This window comes from Prolinoborus fasciculus, from assembly GCF_056724605.1.
In genome coordinates this window covers 1-20,741 of sequence record NZ_JBWZQN010000063.1, presented here as the reverse complement: position 1 = coordinate 20,741, position 20,741 = coordinate 1, and the positions used below count along the sequence as shown (strand labels likewise).

Annotated in this window: 20 protein-coding genes and 1 pseudogene; 14 read left to right on the top strand and 7 right to left on the bottom strand. The window is 42.3% G+C overall.

Annotated elements, in window-relative coordinates:
- The first annotated feature begins 132 nt into the window (after positions 1–132).
- The 3 genes from AC1P5O_RS13600 to AC1P5O_RS13590 are packed head-to-tail and all read left to right on the top strand — an operon-like array spanning position 133 to position 2,586.
- On the top strand, positions 133–657 hold the full coding sequence (locus AC1P5O_RS13600) for an efflux RND transporter periplasmic adaptor subunit (RefSeq protein WP_499006165.1): 525 nt from the start codon (positions 133–135) through the stop codon (positions 655–657).
- On the top strand, positions 654–1,877 hold the full coding sequence (locus tag AC1P5O_RS13595) for an ABC transporter permease (RefSeq protein WP_005251182.1): 1,224 nt from the start codon (positions 654–656) through the stop codon (positions 1,875–1,877). Before AC1P5O_RS13600 ends, AC1P5O_RS13595 begins: the two co-directional genes overlap by 4 nt.
- Entirely contained in the window at positions 1,870–2,586 is a 717-nt protein-coding gene (locus tag AC1P5O_RS13590; protein WP_005251184.1) for an ABC transporter ATP-binding protein, read from the top strand. Before AC1P5O_RS13595 ends, AC1P5O_RS13590 begins: the two co-directional genes overlap by 8 nt.
- Before the next feature lie 329 nt (positions 2,587–2,915).
- Here AC1P5O_RS13590 and AC1P5O_RS13585 read toward each other — a convergent pair whose 3' ends face one another.
- The gene (locus AC1P5O_RS13585) at positions 2,916–3,416 is read right to left on the bottom strand and encodes a Dps family protein (protein ID WP_004646199.1); all 501 of its coding nucleotides are present in this window, start codon (positions 3,414–3,416) and stop codon (positions 2,916–2,918) included.
- Between the two features lie 760 nt (positions 3,417–4,176).
- On the opposite strand from AC1P5O_RS13585, the gene katE reads away from it, so the two are divergent.
- The 7 genes from katE (at position 4,177) to AC1P5O_RS13550 (ending at position 11,153) form a co-directional block, all read left to right on the top strand.
- Positions 4,177–6,300: a catalase HPII gene (katE, locus tag AC1P5O_RS13580; protein WP_005251185.1), complete on the top strand. Its 2,124-nt coding sequence runs from the start codon at positions 4,177–4,179 to the stop codon at positions 6,298–6,300.
- 59 nt (positions 6,301–6,359) lie between these two features.
- Complete coding sequence (locus tag AC1P5O_RS13575; protein WP_016806893.1) at positions 6,360–6,581, top strand: hypothetical protein; 222 nt, start codon at positions 6,360–6,362, stop codon at positions 6,579–6,581.
- Between the two features lie 48 nt (positions 6,582–6,629).
- Entirely contained in the window at positions 6,630–7,616 is a 987-nt protein-coding gene (locus tag AC1P5O_RS13570; protein ID WP_005251188.1) for a hypothetical protein, read from the top strand.
- The gene (locus AC1P5O_RS13565) at positions 7,604–8,389 is read left to right on the top strand and encodes a PIG-L deacetylase family protein (RefSeq protein WP_005251190.1); all 786 of its coding nucleotides are present in this window, start codon (positions 7,604–7,606) and stop codon (positions 8,387–8,389) included. Before AC1P5O_RS13570 ends, AC1P5O_RS13565 begins: the two co-directional genes overlap by 13 nt.
- Complete coding sequence (locus AC1P5O_RS13560) at positions 8,379–8,993, top strand: class I SAM-dependent DNA methyltransferase (protein WP_005251192.1); 615 nt, start codon at positions 8,379–8,381, stop codon at positions 8,991–8,993. The genes AC1P5O_RS13565 and AC1P5O_RS13560 overlap by 11 nt, the downstream gene beginning before the upstream one ends.
- Positions 8,990–9,703, top strand: coding sequence for a glycosyltransferase family 2 protein (locus AC1P5O_RS13555; protein ID WP_005251195.1), 714 nt, complete (start codon positions 8,990–8,992; stop codon positions 9,701–9,703). The genes AC1P5O_RS13560 and AC1P5O_RS13555 overlap by 4 nt, the downstream gene beginning before the upstream one ends.
- 205 nt (positions 9,704–9,908) lie before the next feature.
- Positions 9,909–11,153, top strand: coding sequence for an MFS transporter (locus AC1P5O_RS13550; protein WP_005251197.1), 1,245 nt, complete (start codon positions 9,909–9,911; stop codon positions 11,151–11,153).
- Between the two features lie 25 nt (positions 11,154–11,178).
- Here the strand turns inward: AC1P5O_RS13550 and AC1P5O_RS13545 are convergent, their stop codons facing one another.
- From AC1P5O_RS13545 to AC1P5O_RS13535, 3 genes are all read right to left on the bottom strand, one after another.
- Complete coding sequence (locus AC1P5O_RS13545; RefSeq protein ID WP_005251198.1) at positions 11,179–12,612, bottom strand: trehalose-6-phosphate synthase; 1,434 nt, start codon at positions 12,610–12,612, stop codon at positions 11,179–11,181.
- Entirely contained in the window at positions 12,569–13,450 is an 882-nt protein-coding gene (gene otsB / locus AC1P5O_RS13540) for a trehalose-phosphatase (protein ID WP_005251200.1), read from the bottom strand. The genes AC1P5O_RS13545 and otsB overlap by 44 nt, the downstream gene beginning before the upstream one ends.
- 1,060 nt (positions 13,451–14,510) lie before the next feature.
- Positions 14,511–14,705 (bottom strand): hypothetical protein, encoded by a 195-nt coding sequence (locus tag AC1P5O_RS13535; RefSeq protein WP_004730396.1) that lies wholly within the window; start codon positions 14,703–14,705, stop codon positions 14,511–14,513.
- Between the two features lie 503 nt (positions 14,706–15,208).
- On the opposite strand from AC1P5O_RS13535, the gene sbmA reads away from it, so the two are divergent.
- The 4 genes from sbmA to AC1P5O_RS13515 all read left to right on the top strand — a co-directional run bounded on the left by sbmA (position 15,209) and on the right by AC1P5O_RS13515 (position 19,341).
- Positions 15,209–16,402, top strand: coding sequence for a peptide antibiotic transporter SbmA (gene sbmA / locus AC1P5O_RS13530; protein WP_005262445.1), 1,194 nt, complete (start codon positions 15,209–15,211; stop codon positions 16,400–16,402).
- Between the two features lie 686 nt (positions 16,403–17,088).
- On the top strand, positions 17,089–18,069 hold the full coding sequence (locus AC1P5O_RS13525; protein WP_034435981.1) for a hypothetical protein: 981 nt from the start codon (positions 17,089–17,091) through the stop codon (positions 18,067–18,069).
- A 277-nt stretch (positions 18,070–18,346) separates the two neighbouring features.
- Entirely contained in the window at positions 18,347–18,868 is a 522-nt protein-coding gene (locus AC1P5O_RS13520; RefSeq protein ID WP_005251208.1) for a hypothetical protein, read from the top strand.
- A gap of 77 nt (positions 18,869–18,945) precedes the next feature.
- Positions 18,946–19,341, top strand: coding sequence for a lysozyme inhibitor LprI family protein (locus tag AC1P5O_RS13515; protein WP_004279354.1), 396 nt, complete (start codon positions 18,946–18,948; stop codon positions 19,339–19,341).
- A 151-nt stretch (positions 19,342–19,492) separates the two neighbouring features.
- On the opposite strand, the gene AC1P5O_RS13510 is transcribed toward AC1P5O_RS13515, so the two are convergent.
- The 3 genes and pseudogenes from AC1P5O_RS13510 to AC1P5O_RS13500 all read right to left on the bottom strand — a co-directional run.
- Positions 19,493–20,098 carry a hypothetical protein gene (locus tag AC1P5O_RS13510; RefSeq protein WP_005096158.1) on the bottom strand — a complete coding sequence of 202 codons (606 nt, stop codon included), beginning with the start codon at positions 20,096–20,098 and terminating at the stop codon, positions 19,493–19,495.
- Between the two features lie 67 nt (positions 20,099–20,165).
- Positions 20,166–20,441 (bottom strand): hypothetical protein, encoded by a 276-nt coding sequence (locus AC1P5O_RS13505; RefSeq protein WP_228733306.1) that lies wholly within the window; start codon positions 20,439–20,441, stop codon positions 20,166–20,168.
- A 180-nt stretch (positions 20,442–20,621) separates the two neighbouring features.
- Positions 20,622–20,741, bottom strand: a pseudogene (locus AC1P5O_RS13500) (IS30 family transposase); the annotation flags it as partial.

Genomic DNA, 20,741 nt, shown 5'->3' with positions numbered 1-20,741 from the left:
AATTTCAAATTGTGCAGCTACCGCTCGAATAGAATAACCTTCCTCAAGCTTAGCTAAAATTTTACGTCTAAAATGTTCTGAATAACTCATTGCACCATTGTATTAGTTTTATAATGATTTGACTATACAGAAATCCGGGTACCGCTAGATGAGCGGAATTTACCGCAACTGGCCTTGCAGCAAAATGCGACCGTCATTAGCGATGCCTATCCGGATCAGTCTTTCCCGGCCCGGATCAACTTTATTGCTCCAAGTATTGACCCACAGCGCGGTACGGTAGAGGTCAGGTTAACTGTCAATCTCGTACCAGATTTTCTGCGTCAGGACATGACAGTATCGGTGAATGTCGAGACGGCCAAACGAGCACGGGCACTGGCTATTCCGAATGATGCTTTAAGCAGTATCAAGGGAGATAAAGCTGTGGTCTTAATGGTACGTGATGGAAAAGTACAGCGTCAGCAGATTACTTTAGGTTTGCGTGGCCTGGCCATGTCAGAAGTGAAATCCGGCCTGAGCGAGGGTGATCAGGTGCTGGCAGATGCCGAATCTTCATTGGAGGATGGCACCAGAGTTCGCTTAAAACCACAACAGAGCTCATTGCTGAATTCTGCTGATACGGCCAATAGCAAAAATGAATTACCGGTGAACTTCGATTGAAAAACTTATTCGGGCGGCTCTGGATCGAATGGAAAATCGCGGTCAGTTTTTTGCGCGAGGGTCGCGCGCAGTCCATCATGATCACCATCGGGGTCGCCGTGGGCGTGGCAGTAATCGTCTTTATCACCGCGTTGATTCAGGGGCTGCAAGCCAATATTGTCGAACGTACCTTAGGCACACAGGCGCATATACGCCTGTTGTCACCGGATGAAGTCAACCGGATTGTGTCACCTCCCGCCGGAACAGTGCAATTATTGCAGGAAGACAAACGGGCACAGCGCCTGCGTTCGATCAATAATTGGCAACAGATTACCGAAACACTAGACCAGTTGCCTGTACTGACCGCCGTCTCGCCGGTAGTGTCTGGTCCTGCCTTTGTACAACGGGGTGATGCGATCGAATCAGTGGCCTTGGTCGGGATGAATTTGGAGCGTTATCAGCAGATCATTCCATTAAAAGAATATTTAACCAGTGGTCAGTTGCGGGTTGGCGCGGATGATGTACTGATTGGCAGTCAATTGGCCAAAGACCTCGGTGTTCAGGTCGGCAGCAAGTTGCGACTGGATACTGGCCAACAGAACAGTGCCTTGGTGAATATTGCCGGTATCTTTGAGCTGGGCGTGCGCGAACTGGATGCGCGTTATGTTTATCTGGATCTCAAGCAGGCGCAGTCCTTACTCGGCCTGCCAGGCGGAGTAACAGTCATTGATCTGACCATTGCCAATATTTTTGAAGCAGACCAGGTTGCAGCACAAGTCGGACGCCTGACCTCATTAAAAGCCGAAAGCTGGATTGAAACCAATGCCCAACTGATGAATGCCATTACTGCACAAAACCTGTCCACCAATATGATTATTGTCTTTGTCGCAATTTCGGTGGCTTTCGGGATTGCCAGCGTCATGTCCGTCAGTGTGGTGCAGCGCACCCGGGAAATTGGTATTTTGCGGGCGACGGGTGCAACCCAATCGCAAATCCTGAGAGTTTTTCTGTTTCAGGGTGCAATCTTTGGCTTGCTCGGTTCAGTGCTGGGCAGCATAGTCAGTTATGGTCTGGTATGGGTATTTAATAATTTTGGGCCGGGATTATTCTATATTCCAATTTCGATTGAACTGGTGATATTGGCACTATTGTTGGCCACATTAACAGGCGTACTGGCGGCAGCAGTGCCATCACGTCGGGCCGCGGCACTCGATCCGGTGGAGGCGATTCGTCATGTCTGAGCAATCTCAGGAAGTTCTGCGTCTGGAAGCGCTGCGAAAATCTTATAATATTGGCCAGCCCAATGAAGTGGAGGTCTTGCATGGCATTGACCTGCGCATTGATCGCAACGACTTTGCTGCACTCATTGGCCCTTCCGGTTCTGGTAAAAGTACCTTATTAAATATTCTGGGACTGCTAGATAAACCAACGAGTGGCGAGCTGTATTTGTTGGGACAACCTACCAGTGCGATGGATGACACCGGTCGTACAGCGCTTCGCGGTAACAGCATCGGGTTTGTATTTCAGTTTCACCATCTGATTCAGGCCTTTAGTGCACTGGATAATATTCTCATGCCTTTAATGATGGCGCATGGCAAACCGAATCAGCAGGCAATGCAACGTGCACGTGATTTATTGACGGCAGTAGGGCTGGAAAAATTTGCTGAACGTAAACCGAATGAATTATCTGGAGGGCAGCAGCAGCGGGTGGCGATTGCCCGGGCCTTGATTACTGAGCCGGCATTATTATTGGCCGATGAACCGACAGGTAATCTGGATACCCAGACCGCGGCTGATATGTTTGAACTGTTTCGTAAAGTGCATCGTGAACGCGACTGCGCCGTACTTTTGGTCACGCATGATCCGCGCCTGTCCGCTACTTGTGATCGCACCATTAATCTGGTCGATGGCCGGATTGAAAGCGATTCGAGCAATTCTCCTGAAGATTAAGCTGTACTGCAAGGAGCCAGGAGGGCTAATTTTTTGAAGCGATAGAAAAGATATTTCAGATTTATAGCTTTCAAAAAATGATAGCCATATCTGAGATTGAAATAATCTGGAAACAACCTGTTTGTTAAAAAAGGATGTACGCGATTGCCTACATCCTTAAAATTTTACAGTTGAATTCTAATGATTGTGTTTTTCAGGTTGATCTAATCAATGAGCGCCGGTAAATCATACCTATTGAAAGCGTCAGGATGAAACTGAACTTAATGGTACTACCGCAAGTTTCCATTTCATCCTGTGAATAAGCCTGATCTCAAAGATTCAATCCGATTTTATTGTTCCAGATTACTTCTCAGCATCCAGGCAGTTTTTTCGTGTACTTCCAGTCTTTGCGTGAGAATGTCAGCAGTCGGCTGATCATTGGCTTCTTCAATGATCGAAAAAATACTTCTGGCGGTACGTGCCACAGTTTCATGTGCATCTACCAGTAAACGTATCATTTCTTCGGCTTTAGGCACCCCTTCGACTTCTTTAATGGAGGTGAGTTTTACAAACTGTTTATAAGTGCCGGGTGCTGCAAAACCCAAAGCCCGAATACGTTCAGCAATGATGTCCAGCGCATTCCACTGCTCAGTGTATTGAGTCATAAACATGTTGTGCAGGCTGTTGAACTGGGGGCCGGTAACATTCCAGTGGAAATTATGGGTCATTAAATACAGGGTATAACTGTCTGCTAAAAGTCTGGATAAACCGTCGACAATTTTGGCGCGATCATCATGCGAAATTCCGATATCAATTTTCATTGCTTTAGATTCTTTTTTAGAAGAGGCCATGCTCTTACTCCTTCAAACTTAAGGCGATAATGTGTATTAAAATAAAGTCGGATGTAGTCGAAGCCCGAGTCAAGAGATGAAATGATCTCTATGACTTTGTATTTGATCTGAACAGGCTAAGAGATTTAAGTGGTTATAAGTTATAGATATTAGATCAATATAAAGGCAGGAAGTTTAGTCATTATGTATAAGCAGGGCGCTGGATTGTAACTATTTAACTCTGTCAAGTTCTGACCATCCTCAGCGGTAGCACGTTAATTTTTCATAGCAAATTGAACTTCTAAAAAAGTCCTAATCATTTCAGGATTGAAACATCGTGTTAGGTTATGACGCTTATTTATGAGCAAGATCACATATCACTCCACTGAGTCTTTATTTCGAAACATCTCTGTAATATTTTAAAATTTTATTTTAAATAAATAACTTAGATGAAAATCTTAATCGTTAATAAACCCGAAATTTATAAAAAATAACACAATGCTGCCTTAATTAAACAAGGCACTACAAACAATAATAAATCTCTTTCTCAAATGCAGTTATGTTAGGACACAGGCGAAACCAATAACAATATTCCCAGAAAAGCGAAAATGCTTCGAGTCAGCATATTCAGAAGAAATATGAGGCTGATACAGGATCGGCTGTAGCAGATTGACTTGCGGGATGAGTTTGATTGGTCAAACCATGCAACATATCAGCTCAAGCGACTTTGAGATAGACCAATAATATCTGAACTAAACTCAAGCTCAGCAAGGAATACATCATGAAAATTAAGGCCAATAGCCCCGCGACTGGTAAAGACAGTTTAGACAAACAAAATACCAATAAAAAAAGTGAGCAGCTCGACGCATATCGCAGTGATGCGACCGAGCAGGCACTCACCACCAATCAAGGGGTTAAAATTTCCGATAACCAGAACAGTCTCAAGGCAGGCGTTCGCGGTGCGACCTTGATCGAAGATTTTATTCTTCGGGAAAAAATTACCCATTTTGACCATGAGCGAATTCCAGAACGTATTGTGCATGCCCGCGGTGTCGGCGCACATGGCTATTTTGAGGCTTATCCGGGGAATGAAAAACTGACCAAGGCAGGCTTCCTGACCAATACCAGTGTGCAAACGCCAGTATTTGTGCGTTTTTCTACCGTACAGGGACCACGTGGTTCAGCAGATACGGTACGTGATATCCGTGGTTTTGCCACCAAGTTTTATACGGATGAAGGTAACTTCGATCTGGTAGCGAATGATGCGCCGGTATTCTTTATCCAGGATGGGATCAAGTTCCCGGATTTTGTACATGCGGTCAAGCCTGAACCACAGACCGAGATTCCTACCGGTGCATCTGCACATGATACTTTTTGGGATTTTGTTTCCTTAGTGCCTGAATCTGCACATGCGGTGATGTGGGCCATGTCGGATCGGGGTATTCCGCGTAATTTAAGAGCCATTCAAGGCTTTGGTGTACATACTTTCCGTTTTATCAATGCCGAGAATAAAGCGGTTTTTGTTAAATTCCACTGGACGCCAAAACAGGGTCTAGCCCAACTGGTCTGGGATGAAGCACAAAAACTGGCGGGTAAAGATCCGGATTTCCATCGTCGTGACTTATATGAAGCGATTGCCTCCGGTAACTATCCGGAATGGGAACTGGGTGTACAGGTCGTTCCAGAAGAAGATGAGATGAAGTACGACTTCGACTTGCTGGACCCAACCAAGATTATTCCGGAAGAACTGGTGCCAGTGACACCGATTGGCAGAATGGTACTGAACCGTAATGTGGATTATTTCTTCGGTGAAACCGAGCAGGTAGCATTCTGTCCGGGACATATTGTGCCGGGACTTGATTTTACCAATGACCCGTTATTACAGGCACGATTGTTCTCCTATACCGATACTCAGCTTAGCCGTTTAGGTGGTCCAAATTTCCACCAGATTCCAATCAACAAGCCGGTTTGTCCATTCCACAATAATCAGCGTGATGGTTTACATCAGCGTATTGTGCATACTGGTCAAGCCAGTTATGAGCCGAACTCGATTGACAATAACTGGCCGGCTGAAACTCCGCCTGCAGCGCAAGGTGGTGGTTTTGAAAGCTATCAGGAACGTATTGATGGACACAAGATCCGTCAGCGTAGCGAATCATTCAGTGATCACTTTAGTCAGGCCCGTCTTTTCTACCGCAGCCAGGCACCACATGAGCAAAAGCACATTGTCGATGCCTATGTCTTCGAGCTGAGCAAGGTGGAGCGCAAATATATTCGTGAACGTGAAGTACTTGAAGTGCTGTGTAATATCGATCTGGACTTGGCACAGCAGGTTGCTGACCAATTGGGTATTGAAATTCCGTCAGAGAAAAAGGCGGCAAAATTGCCAGAGGTGCAGGTTTCACCACGTTTATCTTTTGAGGCATTTAAACCTGAAGATATTAAGGCACGCAAAATTGCGCTATTGGTGCACGACAAGGCCAATGAGGCCAGTATCAAAGCTGTTCAAGCTTGGGCAGAATCAGAAGGGGCTGTGGTCGATGTATTGACCCCAAAACCGGGCCCGGTACTGGGTCAGCAAGGCGAGGTGATTCCTTCCGATGGTATGCAAAAAGCAGAACCATCCATTGCCTATGATGCCGTGGTGATTGCTGACGGTGATAATTACGATGTGGTAATGAAAGACGGTGTGGCGACTCATTATCTGCTGGAAGCCTACAAGCATTTAAAACCAATCGTGTTCCTGGGTGATAAAGGCAAGCTGATTGAAGATCTGCGTTTGGTTAGCGATGAAGGAACTCTGGCAAACGGACAGTTTGAAGCAGTACAAGATAGCTTCAAGACTTTGATCCTGAACCATCGTGTCTGGGCGCGTGAAGCGATTGCAGAAGCAATTCCTGCCTAAACGATCTAATTTATATTTTAGAGGATAGAGGCTCCGGCTTCTATCCTGATGGTTTTAAAATGGATGAAGAGATGGTGAGACCGGATGTCAAAAAGTTGTTGGCTCAAGCACAACAAACCAAATGGAGCAGAGAGCAGGATATCTATCTCATTGAGCATAATCATTTGCCTCTAACTGAACTGATGCAACAGCTCTGTTTCAATGAAGAAGAGATTAATACACGGCGTAAGGTATTAGGGCTGACCACACGTTTAAAACAAATGCGCAAGCTTTCTCATTAACTGACTTTAAAAACACAACAACATTATCTGTATTTTATGAGGAACCGCATGCAGAACCTCGGTTCAATATTACAAAGATTTGAAAACTCTCCTCTGGAGCTACAAGAAAAAATTCAGCACACTTTAATGGAACTGGTGGCGATTTCCGATCAGGTGCCTTATCCCGCTTCCGGAGCCACCTTAAAACGCTGGCAGATGCTTAGTCAGGTTTCGGCAAGCAATCTGACCCTAGGCAAATTGTTTGAATCCCATCTGGACGCCTTGGCCATTTTGCATGAATTGAATATTCCGGTAGAACAAAAAGGCTTATGGGCAGTATGGGCAGCAGAAGGTGGCCCCAAACCTTTAACATTGCAAGCAGGAAAGCTAAGCGGAATTAAGCCTTGGTGTTCTGCATCGGTCTGGGTGCAACACGGTCTGCTGACTCACCGTGATGAGCAGCAATATTCACAATTACTGATTCTAGATTTGTCGCAAGAAGGCATTCAGCATCATCAGGATGCCTGGCAGGCAGTGGGCATGCAGCATACCTTGACTGCCCGGCTGGAACTGGATCATGTTGAGGTGGAAAAAGTCGCAGCTCCAAATGCCTATCTGGATCGGCCCGGATTCTGGCATGGCGCCGCAGGTGTGGCCGCGTGCTGGTATGGCGCAACCGTGCGTTTGGCTGAATATTTAAGACAGGCAGTATTGTTAAAACCGCATGCCTATAAGGCCATGTATCTCGGTGAAATTAGTCGGGAGCTTTTAGCGACACAGTCCTTATTTTATCAAGTTGCTGCATTGATTGATCAGCAACCGCAACACGCACATGAGTTAAAGATTCGTAGCCTACGTGCTCAGGTGGAAGCGACTGCCTTAAATGTACTAACTCATGTAGGTAAGGCACTTGGTGCTGGGCCGTATTGTGAGCATCCGCATTTCGCTCGGCTTGCAGCAGATCTTCCGGTATTTATTCGTCAAAGTCATGCTGCATTTGACTTGGAGCGGATTGGCGAGCTGACTGCACAGGAGGAACAATTATGGACGTTATAAGACATGAGATTGTAGGGGATCGTGTCATCCATGGTGAAGGCACAAGGCTTGAAGAATGGCGTTCCTGTCAGATCCTGCAACAGATGCCGGAATTCGATATTCCTAAGGTTATTCCACCGAATGCCAGGGTTTGCATCATTGCCCCTCATCCTGATGATGAAATTTTGGGCTGTGGAGGTCTGATTCAGCGTCTGGACAAACTTGGCTATCAAATCGTACTTTTTGCTGTTACCAACGGAACGGCCAGTCATCCGGGCTCTAGTCTGTATACTCCCGAAGAGTTGAACCAGATTCGTCCTACTGAAACACGAATAGCTTTGGAAGCGTTGCCTTTAAAACAGAATATTCTGCGGATCGCTTTAGACATTCAGGATGGCAAGGTGGCAGAACAGCGGGATGTGTTGCAACAGCATCTGCAATCTTATCTGCAGCCGAATGATGTGTTAATTAGCACATTTGTTCATGATGGACATCCAGATCATGAAATTACAGGGCAGGTCACACAGCAGCTGGCGACTGAACTTCATTTGCCCTGTATTCAAGTCTTGATTTGGGCATGGCATTGGGCAACACCTGGAGATACCAGAATTCCTTGGACCGTCGCTCATCAACTCAGATTAACTGAGGAAGAATTGCAATATAAGTCTCGAGCTGCGCGGTGTTTTAAGAGCCAGATCGAGCTTGATCCAACGATTGAACAATCACCGATTCTGCCTGAGCAGGCATTGCAACGTATTTTACAGCCCTGGGAGGTGTATCTGTATGAACAGTAAAGCAGCCTATGATCAGGAATATTTCGATGCGTTATATGCACTGAATCAGGGAGATCCTTGGCAATATGAACAGCGTTGGTATGAACAGCGCAAACGGCAGATTTGTCTGGCGGTCTTGCCGAGCTTGCAATTTGACTCTGCGATTGAAATTGGTTGCAGTAACGGCATCTTCAGTCAGGAACTGGCACAGCGGACAAATAGCTTAATGTGTCTGGATGCCAATGATACTGCGATCCAGTTGGCTCAACAGCGTTTACAAGATTATTCACATGTGCAGGTGTTACAGCGGATCGTGCCAGATGATTTGCCCAAACAGAAATTTCAGCTCATTGTCGTCAGTGAGATTTTATATTATCTAAACCCGATTGCTCTGCAACAGGTGCTGACATGGCTGCATACTGCACTGGAACCGGGTGGATGTATCTTGAGTTGTCATTGGCGCGCGCCAATCTCAGGATTTAGCTTAAATGGTGAAGATGTCCATCAGTATCTCAAAGCGCATTTAAACTATTCCCATCGTTTAAGTTTGCAGGATTCCGATTTTTTGATAGATCTCTGGCTGAATTCAGCGCAATCCGTAGCAGAGCAGGAGGGCTTAAGATGAAAAAAATCGGTGTGGTGATTCCGGCCTGTAATGAAGAAGCCTATATTGAACGCTGTCTGTTAGCCTTAAAATCAGCACAAACTTATTTTTTTCAATATTTTAAAACAATAGAAAATCTTCCTGAAATCCAGATTCTCGTGGTCTTGGACCATTGTACTGATAGCACCGCCGTTAAAGTTCAGCAAATGGGCATTCCGGCTATGAGCTGCGACTTCCGAAATGTCGGTAAGGCACGCCATTTGGGGATTCAGCAAATGATCGAGCAGGGCTGTGACTGGATTTGTTGTACCGATGCCGATTCATTCGTACAGTGCGACTGGTTTCAGGTGATGTTACAGCATCAACCCACCGATGCGATTTGTGGTGTAGTCGAGCTGGATCAATGGGATCATTTAAGCCGGAAAACCCGTCAGGCTTATCTCCGACATTATCAGGACAGCATGGGACATCGGCATATTCATGGCGCAAACCTGTGTTTTAAAGCTTCGGCTTATATACAGGTCAATGGGTTTCAGCAACTGGACTGTCATGAAGATGTCGATTTCATCCGTCGTTTAGAAAAAGCCGGCGCGCAGATTGTCTGGTCGAATCAACTGAGAGTCACCACCAGCAGTCGTCTCAGCTCAAAAATTGCTGCAGGTTTTGCCCATTTTCTGCAAAAACTTGAGCTTAAGCAGGCCGCTAAAAAACCGATCAGCCTGTGCAAATAAAAGCATAAAACTATAAATTTTATACAATCAGATACTTGTAAAAAATCTTAAAATTCGGTTCTAAAAACTATTCCATTTAAATTTATTCTGTTTATAATTCACGCAAATTCAGCCCCGCATACTTATATATTTCAACTATAAGTCTGTGGGGTTTTTCTATGGATGATCGGTAATGGATGCCTGAGCCTTCTTTTTTGGTAATACAATGTTCAATCAAACACTGCTTTCTCGAATTCAGTCTCCATCACCATATCTATGGCAGAAAATAGCGACTGCGTTGTGCTTCTTTAGCTTGGGCTTTAGTACTGCGGCTTGGGCACCCTTAATTCCATATGCACAGCAGCGCCTATTATTAAATCATGCTGATTTTGGCCTGTTATTGCTGTGTGCCGGAATCGGTTCAATGCTGGCGATGCCACTGGCTGGCCGACTGGCCAATGCCTTAGGTTGTCGTACCGTTTTGGCTGTAATTCTCAGTGCATTTTTGTTCATTTTGCCTGCTCTGGCTTATAGTCCGAATCATTTAATGATGGCAATCAGCCTGTTTTTCTTTGGTGCCAGTGCCGGGGCTTTGGGCGTGACTGTCAATATTCAGGCTGCACAGATTGAGAAAAAACTCGGTAAAAGTTTAATGTCAGGTTTTCATGGAGTGTGTAGTTTAGGTGGTCTAGCAGGCGTACTGGGCATGACCATGTTAATGGGATTCGGCTTGGCGCCTTTAACTGGTGCGGTGATTGTCAGTGTGATTTTGCTGCTTATTGCCTTATTTGCTGTTCCTTTGAGCTTGGGTGCTGAGCTAAAAACGGCGGTAGAAGAAACATCATCAGAACAGTCGGTGAAAAAAGCAGTGCCGACCTGGGCGATTTTAGGCATTGGTCTGATCTGTTTTGTGGCTTTTCTGTCAGAAGGTGCAGCTATGGACTGGAGTGGTATTTATCTTGCTACTGAGTTCAGTCTGCCTGCGGCGCAAACCGGTCTGGCTTATAGTTTCTTTGCGGGTTTGATGGTGTTGGGACGTTTTAGCGGTCACTTGATTATTCAGCAGTTTGGTGAAAAAAATACGATTCTGTTAAGCGCACTCTTGGCTGCAACCGGTTTATTGACCGTAGTCTTTGCGCCAGTCTGGCAGGTGGTATTGGTAGGCTATGCGATTTTAGGTTTAGGTAGCGCTAACATTGTACCGCTGATGTTTTCCCGTGCAGGACGTCAAAAAACTTTGGCTTCACATGTGGCATTGTCTTATGTATCGGTATTTGCTTATACAGGTTCGTTGATTGGACCAGCCTTGGTCGGCTTCGGTAGTGAAATTATCGGATTGAGTCTGGTATTTAGTGTCATTGCAATTGGTCTATTGAGTATTGTGATTTTGAATCATCTCACTGCAGACCCAAGCGAAGTGCAACACAGCGAAGAGATTGTGGCTCCTCTTCAAAACGAAACACCAGCTTAATGCTGGTGTTTTTTTATTTAAAAATTTAGGCATGCACACTGAACTGGTTTGAAGCTCCTGCAGCCACCGGGCGATAGATCCGCAAGCTTTGTGAGTTTTTCAGGTCAGTGATAAACTGATCACGCCAGCGAATAATATCGAAATTTTTCAAGCCTTGGCTTAAATAACGATAGCGCTCCAAACGTTCTGATTTAGACATGCGCAGCGCCTTCTTCAAAGCTTTAGCCATACTGTCATGCTCATAAGGATCGACCAGTAAGGCTTCTTTCATTTGTTCAGCAGCACCGGCATATTTAGATAGAATCAAGACACCCGGATCTAAAGGATCCTGTGCAGCAATATATTCCTTGGCGACCAGATTCATACCATCCCGGATCGAATTTACCCAGCAAATATCTGCCTTACGATACAGTTGCATCAAGGCCTCATGGCCCAAAGTATCATAGCTGCAATCGAAGGGTAACCAGTCCGCTGTGCCATGCTGGCTATTGAGTTCATGCACAGCAGCTTTAAATTGCGTATACAGGTTCTTATAGGTCTTTACATCCAGTCGGCATGGACAGGCAATTTGTAATTGCTGGAATTGATTTTTAAACTCCGGTTGATCTTCTAGCAAGCTCTGCAACGATCCGATTTTTTCCAATAAGCCTTTACTATAATCAATCCGGTCAACTGAAATGATGGTTTTATAAGGCTGCACTGTATCCAGATCAAAGGGAAGCTTTTCCAGATGGGTATCTGAGGCCTGATTCTGTAGTTGCACAGGATGCACACCAATCGGATAGCATTTCACATGAATCTTTCGAGATTGATAATTCAGGATTTCATTGTGACGATGCTGCACTTTTAAGGTCTGTTCAAGGAAATTTAAACAGTTTTCCTGATCGCGAGAGGTCTGCAAACCCAGTACATCGTAGTTGGCGAAATGATGTGCCAGATCGCGATGGGCGGGTAAAGTCTGCCAGAGCCTTAGTTCAGGAAAGGGAATATGCAGGAAAAAGCCAATACGGTTACGCATGCCCAGTTTACGGCAATAATGCGCCACGCTTAAAAAATGATAATCATGGATCCAGATAATATCGTGTGGAGATGCTACCTGTTTAAGGTGCTTGGCAAAGCGTAAATTGACATCCTGATAGATCTTAAAATCCTGCGGCTGATAATCTACAAGTTGATGCTGGTCGTGCATCAGCGGCCACAATGCATTGTTGGCAAAACCACAATAAAAGCCTTGATATTGGGATTCAGTCAATGGACTCGTGTGATATTCAACATTTTGATGCTTCAGGATTTGAAACTTCTGCTCTTTCGTCTGGTCAACTCGGGATCCATTCCAGCCAACCCAGATACCGCCTATATCCTGCAAAGCATCCTGCAATGCCACCGCTAATCCACCTGCCTGTGTATTGTCTGACTTAGGTAGATTTACACGATTTGATAACACTATGAGTTTCGACATGTAATTTCTCCAATAATAATTGTTGTTGTGCTTTCAGTATTTCTAGAAATTCCGCTAGAAAAGCCTGTACTTGAGTCACGTTTTCGAGGCGATGTTGTGCCACGGTGTTGCCTGTACCGACTTTGATAGAGCAGCCTTTGAATGTGTTGATGACTTGAAAACCGGCTTCGTCGGTCAGGTCATCTCCGATAAAAATGGGGTAATGATCATTTAAGTGATATTGCTGAATGATTTGTTGGATAGCTGAACCTTTATTTGCACCTTTGGGCACCAGTTCAAATACAAACTTTCCAGCCTTAAGTTCAAAATCCTGAAAATGAGTAAGACAATTCAAGGCAAATGCATGCACTTGATGCTCTAAATAGGGATGTTCACGAAAATGCAGGGCGACTGAATAGTCTTTAATTTCTATTCGAGTCTGAGGAATATTATTACTATGTTCTGTAATATAATTTTTTAATAATTCAAACTGTTCAGGATTTAAATCAATTAACTTGCTTAAACGCGATTGATAGCTTAATTCCAGACCGTGAGAACCGGCAATATTCCAGTCAAATGGATAAATAAGTTTTTGTGCTTGTGCAATTGAGCGACCGGTCACTAATATTAGCTGAATATATTGTTGTAACTCTTTTAAGGTATTTAAGGTTCCGCTCTTAATTATACTTTTTGCTGGATCTGGGTGGAATTCAGAAATGGTTCCATCAATATCAAGAAATAAAACAAGTTTGTGAGAATAAATAATAGGTTTGAGCTGATTTAAAATCACTTGAGGTAATATATAAGAAGATGTAGCAAGTGAATCTTCTAGGTCTTGATCTTCTTTGAGAATCGACATAAATACTACCTAAGCCTCTGAAATTAAATTGATTTAAAAGTTAAAACTACCTGAATGTTCATTGATCTGATTAAATTTATAACATATTTCATTTAACAGACTGGCTTTAAGTGCAGAAACGAAACACTTTTAACAAGTACAGTTACTTTGTAAGATTTAGAAATATTTTGGTAGAAATCCAGTATTGTTAATAAATTTTAAAAATAAATTATAAGGATTTTATATTTTAAAGTTTTCTTGGATTGATTATTTTTCAGGGTTTTAGATAATAAGATTTATTATTTAATCGTTATTTTTGAATGTGTATTTTGTAATTAATTTTTCAGAATATAGTATTTATTATTAATTTGTATTTTATTTTTTAAATATATGGGGAGATGTAATTTTGAGATATTTTTAAATATAATAATTTAAATAAATTTATAAATTGGGCATATATAATTAAAATTTTTAGCTTAAGTTTATGAAAATTAATATTTTTTAAAATTGGCTAAGCTGTCTTAACAGCAAAAATACTAAAACTGTCTAGAGGGAAATTTCGTATCATCAAATTTTCTTGGGACCAATTGGAGAGCTATACAATTTAAACAGCTTCTTAATTTAGTGTCTCAGATTAATTTTTTAATTCTTATTCGTGAATTTTATCAGAGGATAAAAAATCGAAGGAAGACGAACTCCAGTTCTATTACTAAACTCTGAAAATAACTTGAATATTCTTTTTTTGAATCGAAACATAGGTGTTAGATGAAGTGGAGCTAAAGAGAGGAGAGATATAAAGATGTTATTGCAATGACAGAGCAGATACAAAACACGGAAAAACAGATCATCAGTGATCTTACATAGGTCAAAAAACTAAGTGATGTTTCAATTAAAAGAAATTTTTCTACTCAAATGGATGAGTCAGTTTAAAAGCAGTAAATAATGAGAGAAGAGGAAAGAAATAATTTTTTGAAAAAATAACGCAAGAGCAATCAAAGTGGAGAGAAGCTAAGGGTCGTATCATATAATTTAAGAAACCAAATTCAGATACAACCCGTCTATTTACATGAGAGAAAAATACTCAGATTTCTCGCCACACTTCATTTTCGTCTTTTAAAGGAATGGTAAAGTTAAAGTCATCATCATTACTGACCAGAAGACTGGTGGGAGTCTGCATGACCACTTTCAAAACAGTGCCTGCTTCAAAAATAATAGGGTCGCAGTTTTCTTTTTGTAGAGTCACCGGTTTAAGTAATTCAATTACTGAACTTTCCATAGTTTTTTCCAAAATAAGATTACTTTTCGATAATTAAATCATAGCATGATTTTTGAAAATTTAACTGTTTCTTCAAAAACTGAGAACTTGATCAATGACTTATTCAAATAGGGAGAAGTGCTCTATTTAGGTAAAAGATACCTAGAAGACATGCAGTATGCATGATTTTCATCCTATTCTCGTAGTGCTCAGAAGCATGAGGTTCTTTTACATAAACCCGACAGATAACAGGCATAAAAAAGTCTATCAAAATAACAAAAGGTCAAAAACATGATGATTTTTCTGTCTTTTGATATCGCTCTGCTAAATGATAAAAATCGAGAATATAAGGAAAATCATAACGTAGAGCTGAATGATAAAAATAAGTTTCTAGAGACTCGATATCCTTCTATCCTTTTTTACACTAAATGGAAAATTAATGCTTTATAACAGTAAAAATCTAAAATAAGAATAAACTATGCGTCATTTGGATGACCAAGAGACATAAGGAGAACTGGGTCGGCATGTTTAAGTCATTTTTCCCGCAACCCGTCTGGTTTTTTAGCAGCCTGATTTTGTGGTTTATCATTAATCTTGTGCTTTGGCATAGTGGCGGATCAGGATGGGGAACCTATCTGGGTTTTCCTGAAGGTTATTTTGATGAAAAGCTTACAATCGGTATCGGGCGTTTCTGGTCAGCTCAATTTATCTGGTTCTATCTCTGGTATTTCATTGCAACTACGATATTTGCGCTGTTCTGGCAATGGAAAGCCGGACACCGATGGCAGCGCTGGTCGGTCTGGGGCTCGGCATTTATTCTGTTTAATATCTGGTTCGGGGTACAGGTCAATGTCGTATTAAATGAATGGTATAGCCCGTTTTATGATCAGATTCAACAAATGCTCACTAAGGGTGGTGGGGATGTTTCATTGCTGTATCAAGGCGCATTAACCTTTATTTATATTGCGATGGTTTATGTCACTTTAGCGGTATTTAACCTGTTTTTTGTCAGCCATTATGTCTTCCGCTGGCGTACCGCGATGAATGATTATTACACCGCACATTGGGAGCAGTTACGTCATATTGAAGGTGCATCACAACGTATCCAGGAAGATACCATGCGCTTTGCCAAAACCACGGAGCAGTTAAGTGTTTCCTTGATTGAAGCGCTGATGTTGCTGATGGCATTCCTGCCGATCTTATATCAGCTCTCTAGTCATGTGAAAGTTTTACCAATTGTAGGGGAAATACCGCATGCTTTAATGTGGGCCTCGATTGGTTGGGCGGTATTGGGTACGGTCATTTTGATGGTCGTGGGAATGAAGCTGCCCGGACTGGAGTTTAATAACCAGAAAGTTGAGGCAGCCTATCGTAAAGAGCTGGTCTATGGCGAAGACTATGCTGATCGCGCACATCCGCTGACATTACAAGAACTGTTTAGCCGAGTACGCTGGAATTATTTCCGGTTGTATTTTCACTATGCTTATTTCAACATGGTTCGGATCTGGTACTTGCAGTTGGACAATATTTACGGATTATTTATTCTGTTTCCAAGTATTGCAGCAGGGGCAATTACCCTCGGTTTAATGATGCAAATCCTAAATGTGTTTGGCAAAGTGCGAGAATCTTTCCAGTACCTGATTTTGTCTTGGCCGACGATTATTGAACTGATGTCGATCTATAAACGGTTGAAAGCATTTGAATCACATATTGATTAATTTTTTCTCATATTATTATCCTGCTTTATTAGCCAAACAGTTTTAGGTTTGGCTTTTTTTAGGGCGAGTTAATTTACAGAATCCAATGGAAAATATCGATCTGACCGTTGGTCAGATGACTTGGGTAAATCGTGTCAGAACCTCCCAATATTGGGGTATTCAGATATTTTTTTCTTGTCTAGAATCCTAAGGGCCAGCCAAGATGGCGTTTAATTTCCGGTGGTTTGACGTATAAAAATAACAAATGTACGTTGAGGAAATTATTCTTATGCTGATCTTGTTCAGGCAATGTTATAGCGGATAAAAGGTAAATTTATTACCCATTATAATAAAGGTCTGTAGCGTTCCCTGAATAAGCCGCCGGAGAAGGACTCAGCCTTCTTCGGTTTTTTATGTGTTTTTTCTATCTTTTTCTTGAGTCCTGAATGGAATTGTTTATTATTTGAACTGATTTAAAAATGATACTTGTGTCAATTTTTATCACATGAAGCTTGGCATAATCAGCAAAGTTGAGGCTGATATGTGCCTTTTTACCATTTAAATATTATAGTTATCAATATCTTGTGTTTGTTGTTTTGTGCTATTTAAGCTATGTTATACGGGATTTTGGGGTTGAGATATTTGCTGTGAAGCTAAAAGTAATAATTCTAATAATAGGGGCAGCAGGTTTAGCTGGGTGTAATAGCGTGAATCGGTTGAAATCAGAGGTGTTACATCCTTTTTCCAGTCCGGAAGAACTGATTGCCAAACGGGCTTTGAATCAGCGTGATGGTAGTGCAAAAGATTATGTTTATCTTTGGGGGCAAGCTCAGAAAAATAATACGACTCAGGCCATGTATCCGCGTTCGATACTGACGCAATATTGTCATGAACAGGGCGGTAAATTTTCACTGCTGTATAAAAGTAATTTTAGTGCCGTGGCAGATGTTGCCCAACGCAAACGCCTGAGTGCCAATCGGGGTGTTGTACAAGGTAGTGGTGCCTATCAGTGTCGTATGGATGACCTGACTGAAAGTTGGATTGTCTCGATTGAGCCAACTTCTGAACGACAAGTTGATAAAACTAGCCAGACGCGTAGCGTTCGACTACTCACCCAGGTCATGACTCCTTCTCAAGCGAAAAACTTTTATCGTCCAACTAAAGCCAGGGTTGCTGTGGAGAAAACCGCCCCTGCATCGATAAAAACCACGACTCCTCCTAAGACTCCTGCCGCAAAGACGACAAATGAACTGAAGGAATCAGCACGTAAAGAACTGGAAAAGAAAGAATTAGAGCGAAAGGAATTAGAAAGAAAAGAGTTAGAGAAAAAAGAAGTGGAGAAAAAGCAGCTAGCAGCGGCATCAGCTCGAGCTACAATAGCAGAAACACCGCAACAACATCAGATGAAGATTTATGTGGCAGCGCGACGTGATATTAATAGTGGCAAGAATCTGAATAATGCCTGTAACAACGCCCAGCGTGCCTATAACTATGGCAAATTGCAGGGCACAGAGGGAACACGTGTCTATACTGAATCAGGGATGCTGGTAGCGCGCTGTTTAACCAGTGTGCCGAGTTATAGCAGCCGTTTTTCCAATGCCAAAGGTCAGGCGGTAAAAATTTTGCAAAACCTGGCCAATAATTATAATCATGCCGGAGCAAAGAATATGCTCAGGCAGGTGAAGTAGGACTATTTTTTCCTTCTTAATCCATCCTCTTTCGAGCATCCTTAAAATACATTCTGAGGATGCTTTCACTCGCCTTTTTTTTAAAGTGGCGTCTTAAAAAATGCTGAACAGAGACGGGGATTTCTAATCTCAAACTCACATTTACACTCAATACACCTAATCAGATATCGGTCTTTTGCCCGTGGCTTGTGTATTGCCATAAATTACAGAGTAATAACACGGGCAAGGTGCGAGTCTATGATACAAAGTAGCTGATTGTTAAAAAAGAGATTCGCTTATGTCACGCCAAACTGAGGTTATCCGTCGCAGATTTACAGCTAAAATTCGGTGGGGATTAATGGCAATGGCCTTGATGGCTACCACCCAAATGGCTATTGCGGGGCCAACCGTCGAGCAGCTGAGTAACTGTCTGGTGAAATCCACCACGGCAGCAGATAAAACAACGGTGCTGCAATGGACCTTTGTTGCCTTATCTGCACATCCGGAATTGAAGAAATTCAGTAATGTGAATGAAGCACAAAGAACCCAGCTGGATAAAAATTTAGCCCAAGTATTGCAGCGTATATTGGTAGAGCAATGTTCTGCACAGACCAAAGCGGTAATTGCTGCGGAAGGCGTACAAGCGGTGGGTGACAGTTTTCAGGAACTTGGACGGATTACCGGTGAGGAAATTTTAGAAAATCCTGAAGTGAAAAGTCAGCTTAAAGGTGTGCTGCGTTATGTGGATTTAAATAAACTGGTGGTCACTTTCTTGACACCGGATGTGTGGAATAAGTTGGGTGAGTTAAGAGGGAAATAACTGATTGAATGCATGCGTGCCAGGGTTCAATTATGGTATTTATTATGAATAACATAAATGAAAAGATAGGGGTTGTTATGTTCAAACGCACTGCTTTATTGGGTTTAAGTATGTTTATACTTCCTCCTGCGCTGTACGCAGGGGACAATGATTTGAGTCGGCAATACTCAAATTGTATGGATCGCTCAGGTGGCGTTACTGTAAATATGCTGGATTGTATTGCGGCCGAAACAGATCGCCAAGATACACGGTTAAATAATGCCTATAAACAGACGATGGCATCGCTGAATGCAAACCGTAAAAAACAGCTTCAAGAGGTTCAGCGTCTCTGGATTCGCTATCGTGATGCCAATTGCGATTTTTATGCCGACCCGAATGGAGGGACGATTGCAACTGTAAATAGCAATAGTTGTTACATGGAAGCGACTGCCGCACGTGCGACTGAATTAGAAAATTTAAGAGAAGAGTATTAATTTAAAAAAATCCTCTCCCTAGCCCTCATCCTTTCTTGCGCTTCATTTTAAAGCAGTGCTTTAAAACTTGCTCAGGAGAGGGAACCACGCGTATCAATTGATGACGTGGCAAGTCCTCCTTTGAAAAAGGGGGATTTGGGGGGATTAATGATTACAATAAATCAGGATAAAATTTCTCAAATTCTTTATTCACAGCTTCACCACGCAGCAAATAGCCTTTGGGTTGAATATAACTATAAATTTCGCGTGCAGGTTGTTCATGCCAGCCAATATTAAAAGCACAGAGTTTTGGGAAAAATTGCAGGTGGCTATAGTTCAGATTGTTATGAATCCAATACGCCAATTGTTGCCAGCTACTTTGGTCTTTCTCATAAAGTTCTAAAAATGATGGAATGACAATACAAGCCGTTGCCCCATAACCTTTTGCATCAGGATAGTCCCAAATATGACTGGAAAAGTTTTTCTCGTTCGTTGCGCAGTTATGTCCTTTTTCATTGCCGAGTTGGTTCACGCTTGGAGAGCGATAAGCTGAACGAATCGCAATACGTCCAAACTTGTCTTGGAGTGGCTCTAACAATTGTTGGCAAAGTTCTGTACCTGTACGGATTGCAATGTCAGGATGATCGGGGAAGTTGGGTACACCGTACCAGTTGGCGATTTCGCTATAGAGGAAGTCACGCATAAATAAAGACTTTGAAAGCTGAATACGTCCTAAGTCTTCGAGTTTGGCGATAGAGGATACTTTTTTGATGGTCATATTGAGATTTTTTATATGTTGGAAGAAAAAGACTCTTTAATAATTAAAAGAGTCTAATTTAATAATATTACTTAGAATCTGCTTCGAGTTCTAATTTTGACTTTATATATTTCGCTGTATTTTCTAGACTAGGATAAATAGTACGAAGGTTAACTTTTAGCTGATCTAGCTCTTTTAAAATGGAGCTTTTGTTAGCTGATTTAATTCTAATCCGTTTTATCTTAAAGACATCATTGCCATCTTCAGGCAGGCTTGCATCTAATCCGAAAAGTAAAAAAGAGCCTGCTTGAGCTATAATCCTATCCTGTGTTAATCGTCCCTTAACACATAAAACCTTGTTCAAATCAGAAATTTTAATCTTAGGTTCAAAGTATGGCTTTTCTTGTCTAATAAAATGAATGTAACTAGCATATGCTTCATTGTTCTCGTAGTCTGTGGACTTGAAAGCCTTTCTAGGAGGAGTTTCTGATTCACATTGCTCTATGAGTTTAATTAATTCTTTTTTTTGTGATTCTGGGCGAATTCAAACATGAGGTGCGACAGTTTCAAAAGCCATATGATAATCAACAAGCTGAGCAAATTTCTCTAATGGTGTAAGCCAATCTAACGCCTTTCTAGGACGAGTATTCAGTGACATGGCAAC

Excerpts from the sequence above, each read along its gene's own strand:
- AC1P5O_RS13590 (WP_005251184.1), top strand. The coding sequence starts at position 1,870 with ATGTCTGAGCAATCTCAGGAAGTTCTGCGTCTGGAAGCGCTGCGAAAA.
- AC1P5O_RS13585 (WP_004646199.1), bottom strand. The coding sequence starts at position 3,416 with ATGGCCTCTTCTAAAAAAGAATCTAAAGCAATGAAAATTGATATCGGA.
- katE (WP_005251185.1), top strand. The coding sequence starts at position 4,177 with ATGAAAATTAAGGCCAATAGCCCCGCGACTGGTAAAGACAGTTTAGAC.
- AC1P5O_RS13575 (WP_016806893.1), top strand. The coding sequence starts at position 6,360 with ATGGATGAAGAGATGGTGAGACCGGATGTCAAAAAGTTGTTGGCTCAA.
- AC1P5O_RS13570 (WP_005251188.1), top strand. The coding sequence starts at position 6,630 with ATGCAGAACCTCGGTTCAATATTACAAAGATTTGAAAACTCTCCTCTG.
- AC1P5O_RS13565 (WP_005251190.1), top strand. The coding sequence starts at position 7,604 with ATGGACGTTATAAGACATGAGATTGTAGGGGATCGTGTCATCCATGGT.
- AC1P5O_RS13560 (WP_005251192.1), top strand. The coding sequence starts at position 8,379 with ATGAACAGTAAAGCAGCCTATGATCAGGAATATTTCGATGCGTTATAT.
- AC1P5O_RS13555 (WP_005251195.1), top strand. The coding sequence starts at position 8,990 with ATGAAAAAAATCGGTGTGGTGATTCCGGCCTGTAATGAAGAAGCCTAT.
- AC1P5O_RS13550 (WP_005251197.1), top strand. The coding sequence starts at position 9,909 with ATGTTCAATCAAACACTGCTTTCTCGAATTCAGTCTCCATCACCATAT.
- AC1P5O_RS13545 (WP_005251198.1), bottom strand. The coding sequence starts at position 12,612 with ATGTCGAAACTCATAGTGTTATCAAATCGTGTAAATCTACCTAAGTCA.
- otsB (WP_005251200.1), bottom strand. The coding sequence starts at position 13,450 with ATGTCGATTCTCAAAGAAGATCAAGACCTAGAAGATTCACTTGCTACA.
- AC1P5O_RS13535 (WP_004730396.1), bottom strand. The coding sequence starts at position 14,705 with ATGGAAAGTTCAGTAATTGAATTACTTAAACCGGTGACTCTACAAAAA.
- sbmA (WP_005262445.1), top strand. The coding sequence starts at position 15,209 with ATGTTTAAGTCATTTTTCCCGCAACCCGTCTGGTTTTTTAGCAGCCTG.
- AC1P5O_RS13520 (WP_005251208.1), top strand. The coding sequence starts at position 18,347 with ATGTCACGCCAAACTGAGGTTATCCGTCGCAGATTTACAGCTAAAATT.
- AC1P5O_RS13515 (WP_004279354.1), top strand. The coding sequence starts at position 18,946 with ATGTTCAAACGCACTGCTTTATTGGGTTTAAGTATGTTTATACTTCCT.
- AC1P5O_RS13510 (WP_005096158.1), bottom strand. The coding sequence starts at position 20,098 with ATGACCATCAAAAAAGTATCCTCTATCGCCAAACTCGAAGACTTAGGA.